Here is a 15704-nt window from a genome sequence, read left to right on the forward strand (position 1 = left end):
GTTGAAAGCTATGCCTTCTGCCTGCTGCGGCGGCCGACCATCATTCCGGCCAGGACGCACAGGACGGCCACGAGGAACATCGCCGTACCGATGACATTGATCTGAACGGGCGTACCGCGCTGCGCGGATCCCCAGACGAACATCGGGAAGGTGACGGTCGAGCCGGCATTGAAATTGGTGATGATGAAATCGTCGAAGGAGAGCGCGAAGGCGAGCAGCGCGCCCGCGGCGATTCCGGGGGCGGCGATCGGCAGCGTGACCCTGATGAACGTCTGGAAGGGGCCCGCGTAGAGGTCCTGTGCCGCCTGCTCGAGGCGCGGGTCCATCGACATCACACGCGCTTTCACGGCCGTGACCACGAAGCTCAGGCAGAACATGATGTGCGCGATGAGGATCGTCCAGAAGCCCAGCGGCGTGCCCATGTTCAGGAACAGCGTGAGCAGCGATGCGGCCATGACGACCTCGGGCATCGCCATCGGCATGAAGATCAGCGAGTTGACGGCCCCGCGGGCCCGGAAGCGGTAGCGGACGAGCGCGAAGGCGATCATCGTGCCGAGGACGGTGGCGCCGAGCGTGGCCCAGGCGGCGATCTGCAGGCTGAGAGCGAGCGAACCGCACAGGTCGGCGACGCCGCACGGGTCGGTCCAGGCGTCCGTGGAGAACTTCTGCCATTCGTAGTTGAAGCGCCCCTTCGGATCATTGAAGGAGAACACCGTCACGACGATATTGGGCAGAAGCAGATAAGCCAGCGTCAGCAGGCCCGCTATGACGACGAGATTCCTGCGAATCGAGCGCCCGAAGGATCCAAGGGACATCAGACGAGATCCTCCGTTCCGGACTTGCGGATGTAGAGGGTGACCATGACGAGGATCGCGGCCATGAGAATGAAGGACAGCGCTGCGGCCGTCGGATAGTCGAGAATCCGCAGGAACTGCGTCTGGATGACGTTGCCGACCATTCGGGTGTCGGTCGAGCCGAGCAGATCCGCGTTCACGTAGTCGCCGCTGGCGGGAATGAAGGTGAGCAGCGTGCCGGAGACGACGCCCGGCATGGAAAGCGGGAACGTCACCTTGCGGAAAGCCGTGAACGGCTTCGCGTACAGATCGCCCGCCGCCTCGTGCAGCCGCCCGTCGATGCGCTCCAGCGAGGTGTACAGCGGCAGGATCATGAACGGCAGGAAGTTGTACGTCAGGCCGCAGACCACCGCGAGTGGTGTGGCCAGGACGCGCTCGCCGGCCGTGATGCCGAGCCAGCTCGTGACGTCCAGGACGTGCAGGGTGCTCAGGGCACCGACGACCGGGCCGCCGTCCGCGAGGATCGTCTTCCACGCGAGCGTACGGATCAGGAAGCTCGTGAAGAACGGCGCGATGACGAGGACCAGGATCACGTTCCGCCAGCGGCCCGCGCGGAAGGCGATCAGATACGCGAGGGGGTAGCCGAGCAGCAGGCACAGCACGGTCGCCACGCCCGCATAGAGCACAGAGCGCAGGAACTGGGGCCAGTACTCGGACAGCGCGTCCCAGTAGGTGGCGAAGTGCCAGGTGACCTTGTACCCCTCCTCCAGGGAGCCCGTCTGCACGGACGTGGAGGCCTGGTAGACCATCGGCAGCGCGAAGAAGACCAGCAGCCACAGGATGCCGGGGAGCAGCAGCCAGTACGGGACGTGGCGGCCGCGCCTGCGCGGCCTGCGCGGCTCCTCGACGGGCGTGGGCGCGAGCGGTGGCGCCTCGGTGACGGTCGTCATGCCGCGGCCTCTTCCTCGACTGACTCGATACCGGCATCGATGTCCTGGGCCGCGTCCAGACCGAACGTGTGGGCGGGGCTCCAGTGCAGGACCACCTCGGCGCCGGGCACCAGGCGGGCGTCGCGCTCGATGTTCTGGGCGTACACCGCGAACTCATCGCAGACCGGGGTGTCGACGACGTATTGCGTAGAGACGCCGATGAAGCTCGTGTCGGCGATGGTGCCGGTGATGCGGTTGCGGCCGTCGGGGATCGAGCCGGCGTCGTCCGCGTGCGTGAGGGAGATCTTCTCGGGGCGTATGCCGACCAGCACCTTGCCGCCGGTGGAGGCGGGGGCGGAACAGCGTGCGGCGGGCAGCAGCAGTTTGCTGTCGGCCGCCTTGACGACGATCTCGTCGCCGCTCTTCGCGTCGACCTCGGCCTTGATCAGGTTCGAGGTGCCGAGGAAGTTGGCGACGAACGTGGACTGCGGGTTCTCGTAGAGCTCGGCGGGCGAGCCGAGCTGCTCGACGCGGCCGGCGTTCATCACCGCGACCGTGTCGGCCATGGTCATGGCCTCCTCCTGGTCGTGGGTGACGTGGATGAACGTGATGCCCACCTCGGTCTGGATGCGCTTGAGTTCGAGCTGCATCTGCCGGCGCAGCTTGAGGTCGAGGGCGCCCAGCGGCTCATCGAGGAGCAGCACCTTGGGGTGGTTGATCAGCGCGCGGGCGACGGCGACGCGCTGCTGCTGGCCGCCGGAGAGCTGGTGCGGCTTCTTGCGGGCCTGCTCACCCAGCTGCACCAGGTCGAGCATCTCCTCGACCTGCTTCTTCACGGACTTGATGCCGCGGCGGCGCAGGCCGAAGGCGACGTTCTCGAAGACGTCGAGGTGCGGGAACAGCGCGTACGACTGGAAGACGGTGTTCACGGGCCGCTTGTACGGGGGCAGCGCGGTCACGTCCTGGTCGCCGAGCGAGACGGTGCCGGTGGTGGGCTCCTCCAGTCCGGCGATCATGCGGAGCGTGGTGGTCTTACCGCACCCGGACGCCCCGAGCAGCGCGAAGAAACTGCCCTGCGGCACGGTGAGGTCGAGCGGGTGCACGGCGGTGAACGAGCCGTAGGTCTTACTGATCCCGGAAAGGCGAACGTCGCCGTTGGTGTCGGTCATGAGTGTTCCCATGGGTCGAGGGAGGGGAGACGGGGATACCGCTGTGGGCAGGCGTTCCGCGGGGCGGAACGGGTGGGCACAGCCCACGACGCAGGGCAACTGCGCGCGGTACCTGCGCCCCGGCACCGTAAGAGGCCAGTGCCTACGCCCCGGTGAGCTTGGCGAACTTCTCCTCGTACGCCGTCTCTTCCTTCGGCGTCAGCGACCGGAAGGCGTTGGACTTGGCGGCCATCGCCTTGTCGGGAATGATCAGCGGATTGTTCGCCGCGTCCTCGTCGATCTTCGCGAGCTCCGCGCGCACCCCGTCGACGGGGCACACGTAGTTGATGTAGGCGGCGAGCTGCGCGGCCGGGCCCGGCTCGTAGTAGTAGTCGATGAGCCGCTCGGCGTTGGTCTTGTGGCGCGCCTTGTTGGGGACCAGCAGGTTGTCCGTGGACGTGAGGTAGCCGCTGTCGGGGATGACGAAGTCGACGTCCGGGTTGTCCGCCTTGAGCTGGACGACGTCGCCCGCCCATGCGAGACAGGCCGCGAGGTCGCCCTTGGTGAGGTCCGACGTGTAGTCGTTGCCGGTGAAGCGGCGTATCTGACCCTTGTCGACGGCCTTCTGAAGCCGGGCGACCGTCGCGTCGAAGTCGTCGTCCGTGAACTTCCCGGGGTCCTTGCCCATGTCGAGCATCGTCATGCCGATGCTGTCGCGCATCTCGGAGAGGAAACCGACGCGCCCCTTGAGCTTGGGGTTGTCGAGCATGTCGGAGACCGAGGAGACCTTCTCGCCGTCCAGGGCCTTCTTGTTGAACGCGATGACGGTCGAGATACCGGTCCAGGGGTACGAGTACGCGCGGCCCGGGTCCCAGTCGGGGCTGCGGAACTGGGACGACAGATTGGCGTACGCATGCGGCAGGTTGGACGGGTCCAGCTTCTGGACCCACCCGAAGCGGATGAGCCGGGCGGCGAGCCAGTCGGTGACGCAGATGAGGTCGCGCCCGGTGTCCTGACCGGCCGCCAGCTGCGGCTTGATCTTGCCGAAGAACTCGACGTTGTCGTTGATGTCCTCGGTGTACTTGACCTTGATCCCGGTGCGCTTGGTGAACGCGTCCAGCGTCGGGTGGTGCTTCTCGCTCTCGTCGACGTCCATGTACTCGGTCCAGTTGGAGAAGTTGATCTCCTTCTCCTTGGCCGAGTGGTCCTCGGACGAGACGCCCTGGGTCTTGCTCGCCGGGGGGATCCCGCAGCCGCTGAGCGCCCCGAGCCCGCCGGCGGCGAGCGCGCCGCCGGCGGAGGCGCGCAGCAGGGAACGGCGGGTGAGGGCGGCTCGGCCGTTCCTCAGACTGCGCCGCATGGCGGCCAGTTGGGCTCGGGAAAGCGGGTCGGGCTCGTACTGCTGCATGCGCGTGGTGCCCTTTCGGGTCGGTTCCCTTGGGGTGGTGGGGTGTCCTTGCTGGGGGACGGGGGTGGGGCCTCGCGGGTGGTGGGTGCCGCTGACCGGGCGCCCGCTACCGATCGCCGAACACCGTGCGGTGCCAGTCCTTCGCAGCCACCCCGGTGTTGTCGAACATGACGTGCTTGATCTGCGTGTACTCGTCGAACGAGTACGAGGACATGTCCTTGCCGAAGCCGGATGCCTTGTATCCGCCGTGCGGCATCTCGCTGATGATCGGGATGTGGTCGTTGACCCAGACGCAGCCCGCCTTGATCTCGCGTGTCGCGCGGTTCGCACGGTACACGTCACGACTCCAGGCGGAGGCCGCGAGACCGTACGGGATGTCGTTGGCGAGCCGGATGCCCTCGTCGTCGCTGTCGAAGGGGAGCACGGCGAGCACCGGCCCGAAGATCTCGGACTGCACGACCTCGCTGTCCTGGGGGGCGTCCGCGATCAGCGTCGGCCTGTAGTAGGCGCCGTCCTTCAGGGTGCCGCCGGGTGCCTCGCCGCCGGTGACGATCCGTGCGTAACTCCTGGCGCGCTCGACGAATCCGGCGACGCGGTCGCGCTGGGCATGGGAGATGAGCGGGCCGAGGTCGGTGGACGGATCGAAGGGGTCGCCAAGCCGCACGGTCTCCATCAGGTCGGCGACGCCTTCGACGAACGCCTCGTAGAGCGGACGTTGCACGTACGCGCGCGTGGCGGCCGTGCAGTCCTGCCCGGTGTTGATGAGCGCGCCCGCGACCGCGCCGTGGACGGCGGCCTCCAGGTCGGCGTCGTCGAAGACGACGAAGGGCGCCTTGCCGCCCAGTTCGAGGTGGAGCCGCTTGACCGTTGCGGTGGCGATCTCGGCGACGCGCTTGCCGACGCCCGTGGAGCCGGTGAAGGACGTCATGGCGACGTTCGGGTGCCCGACGAGATGCTCGCCGGCGTCCTGGCCCGCGCCGGTGACGATGTTGACGACACCGTCGGGAATGCCCGCGTCGGTGGCCGCCAGTGCGAAGAGCAGGGAGGTCAGGGGCGTGAGCTCGGAAGGCTTCAGGACGATGGTGTTGCCGGCGGCGATGGCCGGCAGGATCTTCCAAGCGGCCATCTGCAGCGGGTAGTTCCAGGGGGCGACGGACCCGACGACCCCGATGGGCTCGCGCCGGACGTACGAGGTGTGGTCGCCGCTGTACTCCCCCGCGGACTGTCCCTGGAGATGCCGGGCGGCGCCCGCGAAGAACGCGGTGTTGTCCACCGTGCCCGGCACGTCGAACTCCCGGCTCAGCTTGATCGGCTTGCCGCACTGCAGCGACTCCGCGTGCGCGAACTCGTCGGCACGCTCGGCGAGTACGGCGGCGAAACGGTGCATCGCGTCGGAGCGCTCGCCCGGCGTGGCGCCGGACCATCCCGGGAACGCCTCGCGCGCGGCGGCGACGGCCGCGTCGACGTCCGCAGGGCCCCCGAGTTTGTACGTGTACACCTCGTCGCCCGTGGCCGGGTCGACCACCGCGTGCGTGCGACCGGAGGTGCCCTCGGCCGGGCGGCCCGCGATGTACTGCGCGCCCTCCGCGAAACGGTCCTGCGCTGACCAGCGGTCGCGGTTTCCGTGCCCCGGGTTGTGCATGTCGCTCTCCTCCGCCGACCTCCCCTTACACGTGAGGGCAGGCGTGGCTCCAGCTCGATGTGAGTGCCGATCCTGACAGAGCAATACTCGCCCAACAAGTGATTCCGTTGTTTCCGTTTGGTTACGCAACGGAATCTGTCGAGGCGCAGGCCGCGAGCCATGGAAATGCAGAGCCTTGTGTCAGTGGCGGCTGCCAGACTCGGGGCCATGGTGACGATCGATTCTTGGGAATCCCTGACCAGGGAGATCCGCTCGGGGGCAAGCGTCGAGTACCTGCATTTCTGGGGGCACAGACCGCGGCCGGACGGGACCGTGGGCGCGGGTTGCCTGAGCCAGTGGTGGCCGTCCCCGTTCCGGGTCGGCGGGGTGGAGTATGCGACAGCCGAGCACTGGATGATGGCGGCGAAGGCGCGGCTGTTCGGCGACGCCGAGGCCGAAGAGCGTGTGCTGGCCCCCTCATCGCCGGCCGCCGCGAAGAAGGCGGGGCGGCTGGTGCGCGGCTTCGACGAGGCGATATGGGCGCGCGAGCGGTTCGCGATCGTGGTGGAGGGCAGCGTCCAGAAGTTCTCGGCGCACGCGGACCTGCGGGAGTCCTGCTGGCCACGCGGGACCGGGTGCTCGTCGAGGCCAGTCCCATGGACCGGATATGGGGCATCGGACTGGCCGCGGACGACGAGCGGGCCGGGGATCCGGAGCGCTGGCGCGGACTGAATCTGCTGGGGTTCGCGTTGATGGAGGCGCGCGAGCAGCTCGCGGCGGAACTCCCTGACCGGCCCTGACGGTCCGCGCCGGACCGTCAGGGGCGGGCGTGGGTCAGGACATTGCCCCCAGTCCTCCTATGACTCCCACCGCGACCAGCAGGAGTCCGAGCAACGGCAGCAACACGGTGGCCACGATGCCGCACACGAGTCCGGTGGTCGCGGCGCCCTTGTTGGTCGCCTCACCCCGGTTGGCCTTGCCCCGGCCGATCGCGCCGAAGATGATCGCGAGGATGCCGAGGATGATGCCGAAGAAGATCAGAAAACCCGTCAGGGTGCAGACGACGCCGATGATGCCCAGGACCAGACCGGTGGTGCCCATACCGTTGCTCGGCTGCGTGGGCGCCGCATAACCCGGTGCTCCGTACGGCGTGGCGGGCGGTACGGCCGGGGGTGTCGCCGGACCGGGGTAGCCGTATCCGGGAGTGGCCGGCGGGGTCGCCGGACCCGGGTATCCGTATCCGGGAGTGGGCGGAGTGGGCGGCTGCTGCGGCGCCCCGTACGGGTTGTTTCCGTGGTCGCCGGGTGGTCCGAAACCACCGGGCTGTGCATTCGGATCGGACACGAGACGATCTCCCCTCCGTTAATGAGTCGAGCCATCGTATGACCATGTGCACGACCAAAAGGCTCAGCTGCCGGCGCCCACGATGAGAGAGGTGGAGTAGGGGTCGCTTTCACTCGGGTCGTCGTACTCCGGCAACTTGCTGAACCCCCAGATCATCAGGCCCACGACCACTATTCCCAGCACGATGCCGACGATGCCCGTGACAATCCCCGTGATGGCCATTCCGGAGTTGGTGGCCTGGCCGCGCTGCACGTGTCTGCGTCCCAGCACACCGAAGATCAGGGCGAGGATGCCGAGGACGATGCTGACCACGCCGTACAGGCAGAAGAGACAGACCGAGAGGATGCCGAGGACCATGGCGGCGATGCCCATCCCGTTGCGCGGCTGCACCGGCATACCGGGCCACGCGTATCCGGGATAGCCGTAGCCGCCGGGTCCGGGTGCTGCCACCGAGGTCTCGGGGTAGAGCGGGAGGCCTCCGTAACCCAGGTCCGGGCCGTCGGGGGCGGGCGGCACCGGGGGCACCGCGTCGCCCGGGCCCGGAAGCGGACCCGGACCCGGGATAGGCCCCGCGCCTGGAACGGGACCCGGTACTGGACCCGAGCCCAGGGTGCCGTCCAGCGGCGCGAAGGAACCGCCCACCCGGCCGTCGATGAGCGTCTCCTGATCCTGCACCTGCGGCACGTCCTGCCCGCGCTGCGTCGGCATGTCCTGCGCGTGCTGCGGTGGCACCGGCGGTTGCTGCGGCTTGCTCAGGCCGATCCTGGGGGCGGAATCCTCGGGCGGTGCCCACGGGTCCCGGGGTGCGGAATCGCCCGGTATGTGCTGGTTGTCGTCGTTCATCCGGGCGAGCCCCCCTCGTCGTCTGCGTGCTGGTCATGTTAGGGCCCACACGGACTCGGCGCCGACCGCCGCCTACTCTGATCCCTGAACCACCGATCAGCCGATCACCGCGCCCACCGCACACCGGCAGGCGCCGTTCCCGGGAGGGACCCTTGACCGACCGCCGCGACAGCGACCGCGTCCGCCACCGCGATCTGCGGACCTTCATCGCCGGACTGCCCAAGGCCGAACTGCACGTGCACCACGTCGGCTCCGCCTCCCCCCGGATCGTCTCCGAGCTCGCCGCCCGCCACCCCGACTCGAAGGTGCCGACCGACCCCGAAGCGCTGGCCGACTACTTCACGTTCACGGACTTCGCGCACTTCATCGAGGTGTACCTGTCCGTCGTCGACCTGATCCGCACGCCTGAGGACGTGCGCCTGCTGACGTACGAGGTGGCCCGCGACATGGCCCGGCAGAGCGTGCGCTACGCCGAGCTCACCATCACCCCGTACTCGTCGACCCGCCGCGGCATCGACGAGCGGGCCTTCATGGACGCCATCGAGGACGCCCGCAAGGCGGCCGAGGCCGAACTCGGTGTCGTACTGCGCTGGTGCTTCGACATCCCGGGCGAAGCGGGTCTCGAGGCGGCCGAGGAGACCACGCGGCTCGCCACCAGTGACGGGCTGCGCCCGGAGGGCCTGGTCTCGTTCGGGCTCGGCGGGCCCGAGATCGGCGTGCCGCGGCCCCAGTTCAAGCCGTACTTCGACCGCGCGATCGCCGCGGGTCTGCACTCCGTGCCGCACGCGGGCGAGACCACGGGCCCGGAGACCATATGGGACGCCCTGACCGAGCTGCGCGCGGAGCGCATCGGTCACGGCACGAGCGCCACGCAGGACCCGAAGCTGCTCGCCCACCTCGCCGAGCGGCGCATTCCGCTGGAGGTCTGCCCGACCTCCAACATCGCCACCCGCGCGGTACGCACCCTGGACGAGCACCCGATCAAGGAGATGGCGGCGGCCGGGGTCCTGGTCACGATCAACTCCGACGACCCGCCGATGTTCGGCACGGACCTCGATACGGAGTACGCGGTCGCGGCCCGCCTCCTCGGTCTCGACGAGCAGGGGCTCGCCGCCCTCGCGAAGAACGCCGTCGAGGCGTCCTTCCTCGACGCCCCCGGCAAGGCCGGTCTCTCCGCCGAGATCGACGCCTACACGGCGGAGTGGCTCGCGGGATGAGCAGTCCCGTCCAGACTGACGGCGGCCGCGGCATCGGCGGCCGAGGCCGGCGCGGCCGTGCCGGCCTCGGCGCCGTTCCGGAGGCTGGGGCCGGCACGGAGGCCGGGGCCGCCGACCATGGGCCCGTGCGCACCGTGACGGCCGTCGCCCACCGGGGAGATCCGTACCGCTTCCGCGAGAACACGCTCCCGTCGCTCCGCTCCGCGGTCGCCCGGGGTGCGGACGCCGTCGAGTTCGACGTCCGCCTGACGCGCGACGGCGTGCCGGTGCTGCTGCACGACAGGACGCTGAAGCGGCTGTGGGGGCACGACCGGCCGGTCTCGGCGCTGTCGGCCGCCGAGGTGCGGCAGATCACCGGCAACGGCGTACCGACCCTGGTGGAGGCGCTCGCGGTGCTCAGCGCTCCCACCAGCGACAACGGCGGCGACAGTCGCGACAGCCGGATCATGGTCGATCTGCCGGACGCCACGCCCGAGTCGGTCCGCACGGTCGTGGGCATCGTCCGCGACTGCGGTGTGGCCGACCGGGTGTACTACTGCGCGGGCGCGACGGCGATGCTCGCGGTGCGCGCCGCCGACCCCGGCGCCGAGATCGCCCTGACCTGGACGACGCTGGCGCCGCCGCGCCCCGCTCTGCTCGACGCGGTACGGCCGCGGTGGCTCAACTACCGCTTTGGACTGATCGACCGGCAGCTGGCCGCCAGGGTGCACCGCGACGGGTATCTGCTGTCCGCCTGGACCCCGGACACCCGCCGCTCCATGCTCCGGCTCCTCGATCTGGGGGTCGACTCGATCACGACGAACCGCATCGAAGCGTTGTGCGCGCTCCGCCGGGCGGCCGCGGTGGCGGGGCGGTTGAGGTGACGGGACCGCCGTCACACGGTGCGGCGGCACAAGGTGCTACGGCGGTCCGCCCCTACACGCGGGACCGCTGAGGCACCGTCGCCGGATCGGAGGGAGTCGCGCGCGTGACGTACTGCGGCACCGGGGCGGTGTCCTTGCCGTTGTCCCGTACGAGGCCGTAGCGGATCACCCCCTGGTCGGGCCCGGTCATGATGTCCTCGGTCGCGGCGTCCCAGCTGGACGGGAAGACGCTCAGGCCGTAGTCGCAGCCGCGTTCGTTCACGGTGAGGGTGACGCTGCCGTCGACGTAGAAGTATTCGTTCTGCCACATCTGCTGGGTGCCGGGCGGCAGTACGGCGTAGCCGATGCTCGGCCCGCCCATGCCGGTGTCGTAGCCGTCGGGGCTGCCGGCTAGTGGGTCGTCCATCCGGCGGCCGCCGCCCGAGGCCACATGGAAGAGCTTGCCCTTCAGGCCGGTCCAGGACGGCATGACCACCTGTCCCGGCCGGTACTTCGGCGCGAGTTGCCAGCGCACGAGGACGTAGCCGCGGCCCTCGAGCGTCACGCTGTCTCCGCGGTGCTGCATCACGGCATGCGGGCCGCCGGTGCTGGTGATCCCGGTCTCGGGCCGGTGCGGGAGGGCCGCGGGCCGTGCGTTCGGGTCCGGGGCCCGGTCGACGGCGTCGACGACCGTGCCGTAGAGGTCGACCGTCCTCGTCGGCGGCCGTGAAGGCGACGGCGACGGCGAGCGGGACGGCGTGGGTGACGGGGCGGGTGGCCGCGGGCGGGCCGTGCTCGCCGCCGTGGGCGCTGCGGCCTGCGGCGGCGGGGCGTCGGGCTGCTCGACGACGACGTACGCGCCGCCCGCGGCGAGCGTCGCCCCGGCCGTCACCGCCACGGCGGGCTTGCTGAGCACGCCGAGCACCTTGGCCGACCAGGCGACCGGGACGGCGGCAGCGACCGCGGTCTTGCCGCCGAGCGCGAACGAGAGCGCGAACCCGGCGGGCACCGGCACCAGGGCGAGCCCGACCAGCAGCCGCTCGGCGGGCACGAGCCCCTCACTCGGGCCGCCACACCGCCCGCAGCCCCTGATATGCCTGGCGAAACGTTTACGCCAGACGGAGTCGGTGCGCCCGTCCCAACGCAGGGTCAGCTTCCGCAGTTCCGTGCACGAGGACTCCAGGGCGCGCACTATCCCGCGCGCCGTCTCCAGCCGCCCCTTCATGCGCTGGACGCGTACGGCGGCGTGCTGCCTGCTGATGCCGACGGCCGCGGCGAGTTCGCGCCGGGTCAGCTCGCCCGCGACCTCCAGCCACCACAGCGAGAGGAGTTGCCGGTCGTCGTCGTCGAGCCAGCGCACCGCCTCCGCGACCTCACGGCGCTGCCCCTCCAGCTGGAGCCGCAACACCGTGAGCTCGGCGAAGTCGGCGGCGGAGTCGGCCCCTTCGGCCAGCTCGCGGGTGCCCGCGTTGCGGCGTGCCCGCTCGCGCACCTGCCGCATGGCGATGGCGACGAGCCAGGACCGGAAGCTGTCCGGGTCACGCAGCGAACCGAGGCCGTGGACGGCGCGCAGCATGGTCTCCTGCACGACGTCGTCCACGTCGGCGTGGCCGTTGAGCGCCCGGCCCACGATGTTGTAGACCAGCGGCAGCCAGCCGGCGACGAGGTCGTCCAGCGCCTGCCGGTCACCCGCCTGCGCGGCCGTGATCGTGCCGCGCCACTGCCGCCCGTCCACGTGCGCCCCTCCAGCATGCCGTTCACCGTGCGGGCCCGAGGCTACTGGCGTACATGAGCGTCCCGAACCCGAATGCCGTGCGATTCCTGCTGCGCCAGGCGGTGGCGGGTGGCGGGCCCACCGCTCTGCCATTCCTCACTGCTCCCGTGCGGGTGGTCGCTTCCGTACGGCCAGGACTGCGGCGGACCGCTCGTCGCCGCAGTCCTGACCCGCACAGGAGACGGGTGCGCGGACCGCGCGATAACACTTTTTCGCCTCTGCCTCGGCCCTTCACGGACCCCTGCCATCCCGTCCCCTAGGGGCCGCCCCGACCAACACCCCCTACCTCCATGGCAGTTCACCCGGATGGAAGACAGGGAACCGCCCCTCCCCGGCGACGATCCCCACCGCTCCGAAGATCCCGAGGATGAGACCCGTCCACTCGCCCCGCAGCCCGCACATCGCGGGCAGCCGACAACGGGAGTCGTCCATGAAGCCACTCAGCGTTCGCACGCGCGGGGGAGTCCCCGTCGCCCTCGCCGCCATCTCCGCGGTTCTCGCGATGGGCCTGGCGGCCGGCCCGCTGGCGGCGCCCGCGCTCGCCGCTTCCCCGGCCGCGGCCTCCGCCCCCTCACATGTCGAGCACCCCAGCGCCGAAGCCCTGGGCGCGGCCCTCGCCGGCCTTCCGGACGCCGACGCGACCGCCGCGCTGATTCGCGTCGGAGGTACGGACGGCACCTGGCGGGGCAGCGCGGGGGTCGCCGACGTGCGGACAGGCCGCAAGGCCCTGGAGAACGGCCGCTTCCGGGCCGGGTCCACCACGAAGGTGGTCACCGCGGCCGTGGTGCTGCAGCTCGCCGCCGAGGGCCGGATCGACCTCGACGCACCCGTCCAGCGATACCTTCCGGGCCTGCTGACGGCGGACTTCAAGCCCGTCTCCATACGGCAGTTGCTCAACTTCACGAGCGGCCTGCAGCCGGGCACGTCGCTGGGCGACTCCGTCCGGGAGGAGTATCCGCACCGTTTCGAGACGCTGACGCCCGAGGAGGTGGTGGCCTCGTCCGTCGCCAAGGGCCCGGCGGCCGACCCGGGCACCTCGCAGGAGTACGGGAACATCCACTACACGGTGCTCGGCATGCTCATCGAGAAGGTCACGGGCGACTCGTACGAGCACCAGGCGGCCGTCCGGATCTTCCGGCCGCTCGGCATGCGGCACACGTCCTTCCCCGGTGGTCCCGACCCGCGTATCCACGGCCCGCACAACCGTGGCTACGAGGAGATGGACGGCGAGCTGGTGGACGTCACCGAGTGGAACATGTCGGACCGATGGGCGGCCGGAGACATGATCTCGACGACCGCGGATCTGGAGCGGTTCCTCGTCGCCCTGTTCCGCGGAGAGGTCGTGCCGAAGCCGCAGTTGGAGGAGATGTTCACGATTCCGGACGTGCCCGGCGCGACGATGGGCGCGGCCCTGGAGCGGTTCGTGATCGACGGCAGGGAGGTGTGGGGCAAGAGCGGCGCCCGCCCCGGCTACAACACCGCCATCGCCGCGACCCGCGACCTCTCCACGACCCTCGTCTACTCGGTGAACGGCACGCACGCCAAGGAGGCGGGCTGGACGATCGCGAAGCGCTTCGCGTTCCCGGTGTTCACGCGGTGACGGCCGCAGCGGCTGGAGGCGCTGGCGTGAGCGCCTCCAGCCGCTTGATCTTCTGCCGTACGACGTAGAGCGGGATCACCCCGAAGACCCCGAACGACATGTCGATCACGGTCCACCAGAAGGGGATCCCGCGGATCGGGCCGCAGACCAGCGCGAGCGGGATGATCCCGGCGCAGGCGATCATGCCGAACTCGATGACCCAGATGTTGCGGACCGGGTCCCGGTAGGGGCCGTAGAAGGCGACCGCGATGACGAGGTGCGCGAAAGCCAGCCAGTCCGTGCCGTACAGCACGAAGGGGTACTTCTCGTCCGTGGCGTCGAGGCCCTGGCGGACGCGCTCGATCCAGTCCATCAAGGCGGGCAGGTGCTCGGGCGCGGAGAGAGACCTCAACAGGTCCTCGGTCCAGCGCAGTTCGTGCACTAGCGGGAACGCCGTCGCCCCGCTCAGCACGAGGCACACGACGAACGCGATCAGCCACACACGTATCCCCCGCAAGAGGGCTCTTCGCTCGCTCATGTCGGCAGCGTACGCCCGCATTTACCGGTCCTTTACGCAGGGTCGGCCCAGCTCCTGGCGCGCGGAACACCGCGGCCCCGGACAGGGGAAGTCCCGTCCGGGGCCGCACTGTTCAAACGAGGGACGTCAGGCGTCCAGCGACGTCATCACGTGCTTGATCCGCGTGTAGTCCTCGAACCCGTACGCCGACAGGTCCTTGCCGTAGCCGGACTGCTTGAAGCCGCCGTGCGGCATCTCGGCGACCAGCGGGATGTGCGTGTTGATCCAGACGCAGCCGAAGTCCAGGGCCTTCGACATGCGCATCGCGCGGGCGTGGTCCTTCGTCCAGACCGAGGACGCCAGGGCGTACTCGACACCGTTGGCGTACTCGACGGCCTGGGACTCCTCCGTGAACGACTGGACGGTGATGACCGGTCCGAAGACCTCCTTCTGGATGATCTCGTCGTCCTGCTTGAGGCCCGAGACGACGGTCGGCGCGTAGAAGTAGCCCTTGTCGCCGACGCGGTGGCCGCCCGCCTCGACCTTGGCGTGCGCGGGGAGCCGGTCGATGAAGCCGGAGACCTGCGCGAGCTGGTTGGGGTTGTTCAGCGGGCCGAAGAGCACGTCCTCGTCGTCCGGCTGGCCGGTCTTGGTCTCGGAGGCCGCCTTGGCCAGCGCGGCCACGAACTCATCGTGGATCGACTCGTGCACGAGGACGCGGGTCGCAGCCGTGCAGTCCTGGCCCGCGTTGAAGAAGCCCGCGACCGAGATGTCCTCGACGGCCTTGGCGATGTCGGTGTCCTCGAAGACCACGACCGGGGCCTTGCCGCCCAGCTCGAGGTGGACGCGCTTGACGTCCTTGGAGGCGGATTCGGCGACCTGGATGCCGGCCCGTACCGAACCGGTGATGGAGGCCATCGCCGGGACCGGGTGCTCGACCATCATGCGGCCGGTCTCGCGGTCGCCGCAGATGACGTTGAAGACGCCCTTGGGCACGATCGAGCCGATGATCTCGGCCATCAGGACCGTGGACGCCGGAGTGGTGTCCGACGGCTTCAGGACGACCGTGTTGCCCGCGGCGAGCGCTGGGGCGAACTTCCACACCGCCATCATCATCGGGTAGTTCCACGGCGCGACCTGTGCGCAGACGCCGACCGGCTCGCGGCGGATGATCGACGTCATGCCCTCCATGTACTCGCCGGCCGAGCGGCCCTCGAGCATCCGGGCCGCGCCCGCGAAGAAGCGGATCTGGTCGACCATGGGTGGGATCTCTTCGGTGCGGGTGAGGCCGACCGGCTTGCCGGTGTTCTCGACCTCGGCGGCGATGAGCTCCTCGGCCCGCTCCTCGAACGCGTCCGCGATCTTGAGGAGGGCCTTCTGGCGCTCGGCCGGCGTGGTGTCGCGCCAGGCCGGGAACGCTGCCGCGGCCGCTGCCATGGCGGCGTCGACGTCCGCTTGCCCCGACAGCGGCGCGGTGGCGTACGCCTCGCCCGTCGCGGGGTTGACCACCTCGGTGGTCCGTCCGTCGGCCGCGTCCCGGAACTCTCCGTCGATGTAGTTGCGCAGACGACGCAGCTCGGTGCTCACTGCCGGCCTCCTGTCAGATGTCCAATGGGTGAGACACCCACCCTAGTCCGTTCTTCGACGTTTTCAACATACCCGGCCGGAGTCAAGTGCGGATTCCGTGC

At 69.8% G+C, this 15704-nt stretch carries 13 protein-coding genes and 1 pseudogene; 4 read left to right on the forward strand and 10 right to left on the reverse strand.

Annotated elements, in window-relative coordinates; all coding sequences use genetic code 11:
- Positions 1–8: 8 nt before the first annotated feature.
- The 5 genes from STSP_RS08970 to STSP_RS08990 form a co-directional block, all read right to left on the reverse strand.
- Positions 9–815 carry an ABC transporter permease gene (locus STSP_RS08970; RefSeq protein WP_067274443.1) on the reverse strand — a complete coding sequence of 269 codons (807 nt, stop codon included), beginning with the start codon at positions 813–815 and terminating at the stop codon, positions 9–11.
- A complete protein-coding gene (locus STSP_RS08975; RefSeq protein WP_067274446.1) occupies positions 815–1744 on the reverse strand; it encodes an ABC transporter permease in 930 nt (309 codons plus the stop codon). The genes STSP_RS08970 and STSP_RS08975 overlap by 1 nt, the downstream gene beginning before the upstream one ends.
- Complete coding sequence (locus STSP_RS08980) at positions 1741–2892, reverse strand: ABC transporter ATP-binding protein (protein ID WP_408646249.1); 1152 nt, start codon at positions 2890–2892, stop codon at positions 1741–1743. The genes STSP_RS08975 and STSP_RS08980 overlap by 4 nt, the downstream gene beginning before the upstream one ends.
- 142 nt (positions 2893–3034) lie before the next feature.
- Complete coding sequence (locus STSP_RS08985) at positions 3035–4279, reverse strand: polyamine ABC transporter substrate-binding protein (protein WP_067274452.1); 1245 nt, start codon at positions 4277–4279, stop codon at positions 3035–3037.
- A gap of 106 nt (positions 4280–4385) precedes the next feature.
- The gene (locus STSP_RS08990; RefSeq protein ID WP_067274454.1) at positions 4386–5921 is read right to left on the reverse strand and encodes a gamma-aminobutyraldehyde dehydrogenase; all 1536 of its coding nucleotides are present in this window, start codon (positions 5919–5921) and stop codon (positions 4386–4388) included.
- A 207-nt stretch (positions 5922–6128) separates the two neighbouring features.
- Here STSP_RS08990 and STSP_RS08995 point away from each other — a divergent pair.
- A pseudogene (locus STSP_RS08995) lies at positions 6129–6700 on the forward strand (NADAR family protein).
- A 34-nt stretch (positions 6701–6734) separates the two neighbouring features.
- Here STSP_RS08995 and STSP_RS09000 read toward each other — a convergent pair.
- Together STSP_RS09000 and STSP_RS09005 are read right to left on the reverse strand one after the other, a co-directional pair.
- A complete protein-coding gene (locus STSP_RS09000; protein ID WP_067274455.1) occupies positions 6735–7244 on the reverse strand; it encodes a DUF4190 domain-containing protein in 510 nt (169 codons plus the stop codon).
- Between the two features lie 63 nt (positions 7245–7307).
- Entirely contained in the window at positions 7308–8087 is a 780-nt protein-coding gene (locus STSP_RS09005; protein WP_067274457.1) for a DUF4190 domain-containing protein, read from the reverse strand.
- Between the two features lie 35 nt (positions 8088–8122).
- Between STSP_RS09005 and STSP_RS09010 the strand changes: the two genes are divergently transcribed.
- The gene (locus STSP_RS09010; RefSeq protein WP_408646250.1) at positions 8123–9304 is read left to right on the forward strand and encodes an adenosine deaminase; all 1182 of its coding nucleotides are present in this window, start codon (positions 8123–8125) and stop codon (positions 9302–9304) included.
- Between the two features lie 125 nt (positions 9305–9429).
- Positions 9430–10167: a glycerophosphodiester phosphodiesterase gene (locus STSP_RS09015; RefSeq protein WP_067274618.1), complete on the forward strand. Its 738-nt coding sequence runs from the start codon at positions 9430–9432 to the stop codon at positions 10165–10167.
- A 52-nt stretch (positions 10168–10219) separates the two neighbouring features.
- On the opposite strand, the gene STSP_RS09020 is transcribed toward STSP_RS09015, so the two are convergent.
- Positions 10220–11881, reverse strand: coding sequence for a sigma-70 family RNA polymerase sigma factor (locus tag STSP_RS09020; protein WP_067274459.1), 1662 nt, complete (start codon positions 11879–11881; stop codon positions 10220–10222).
- A gap of 469 nt (positions 11882–12350) precedes the next feature.
- On the opposite strand from STSP_RS09020, the gene STSP_RS09025 reads away from it, so the two are divergent.
- Positions 12351–13520 (forward strand): serine hydrolase domain-containing protein, encoded by a 1170-nt coding sequence (locus STSP_RS09025; protein WP_067274460.1) that lies wholly within the window; start codon positions 12351–12353, stop codon positions 13518–13520.
- On the opposite strand, the gene STSP_RS09030 is transcribed toward STSP_RS09025, so the two are convergent.
- Both STSP_RS09030 and STSP_RS09035 read right to left on the reverse strand, forming a co-directional pair.
- A complete protein-coding gene (locus STSP_RS09030; protein WP_067274621.1) occupies positions 13510–14037 on the reverse strand; it encodes a hypothetical protein in 528 nt (175 codons plus the stop codon). The genes STSP_RS09025 and STSP_RS09030 overlap by 11 nt on opposite strands.
- 126 nt (positions 14038–14163) lie before the next feature.
- Positions 14164–15603 (reverse strand): gamma-aminobutyraldehyde dehydrogenase, encoded by a 1440-nt coding sequence (locus STSP_RS09035; protein WP_067274461.1) that lies wholly within the window; start codon positions 15601–15603, stop codon positions 14164–14166.
- Positions 15604–15704: the final 101 nt, after the last annotated feature.

It is taken from the genome of Streptomyces jeddahensis, assembly GCF_001642995.1.
GTDB lineage: Bacteria > Actinomycetota > Actinomycetes > Streptomycetales > Streptomycetaceae > Streptomyces > Streptomyces jeddahensis.

Excerpts from the sequence above, each read along its gene's own strand:
- STSP_RS08970 (WP_067274443.1), bottom strand. The coding sequence starts at position 815 with ATGTCCCTTGGATCCTTCGGGCGCTCGATTCGCAGGAATCTCGTCGTC.
- STSP_RS08975 (WP_067274446.1), bottom strand. The coding sequence starts at position 1,744 with ATGACGACCGTCACCGAGGCGCCACCGCTCGCGCCCACGCCCGTCGAG.
- STSP_RS08980 (WP_408646249.1), bottom strand. The coding sequence starts at position 2,892 with ATGACCGACACCAACGGCGACGTTCGCCTTTCCGGGATCAGTAAGACC.
- STSP_RS08985 (WP_067274452.1), bottom strand. The coding sequence starts at position 4,279 with ATGCAGCAGTACGAGCCCGACCCGCTTTCCCGAGCCCAACTGGCCGCC.
- STSP_RS08990 (WP_067274454.1), bottom strand. The coding sequence starts at position 5,921 with ATGCACAACCCGGGGCACGGAAACCGCGACCGCTGGTCAGCGCAGGAC.
- STSP_RS09005 (WP_067274457.1), bottom strand. The coding sequence starts at position 8,087 with ATGAACGACGACAACCAGCACATACCGGGCGATTCCGCACCCCGGGAC.
- STSP_RS09010 (WP_408646250.1), top strand. The coding sequence starts at position 8,123 with ATGTTAGGGCCCACACGGACTCGGCGCCGACCGCCGCCTACTCTGATC.
- STSP_RS09025 (WP_067274460.1), top strand. The coding sequence starts at position 12,351 with ATGAAGCCACTCAGCGTTCGCACGCGCGGGGGAGTCCCCGTCGCCCTC.
- STSP_RS09030 (WP_067274621.1), bottom strand. The coding sequence starts at position 14,037 with ATGAGCGAGCGAAGAGCCCTCTTGCGGGGGATACGTGTGTGGCTGATC.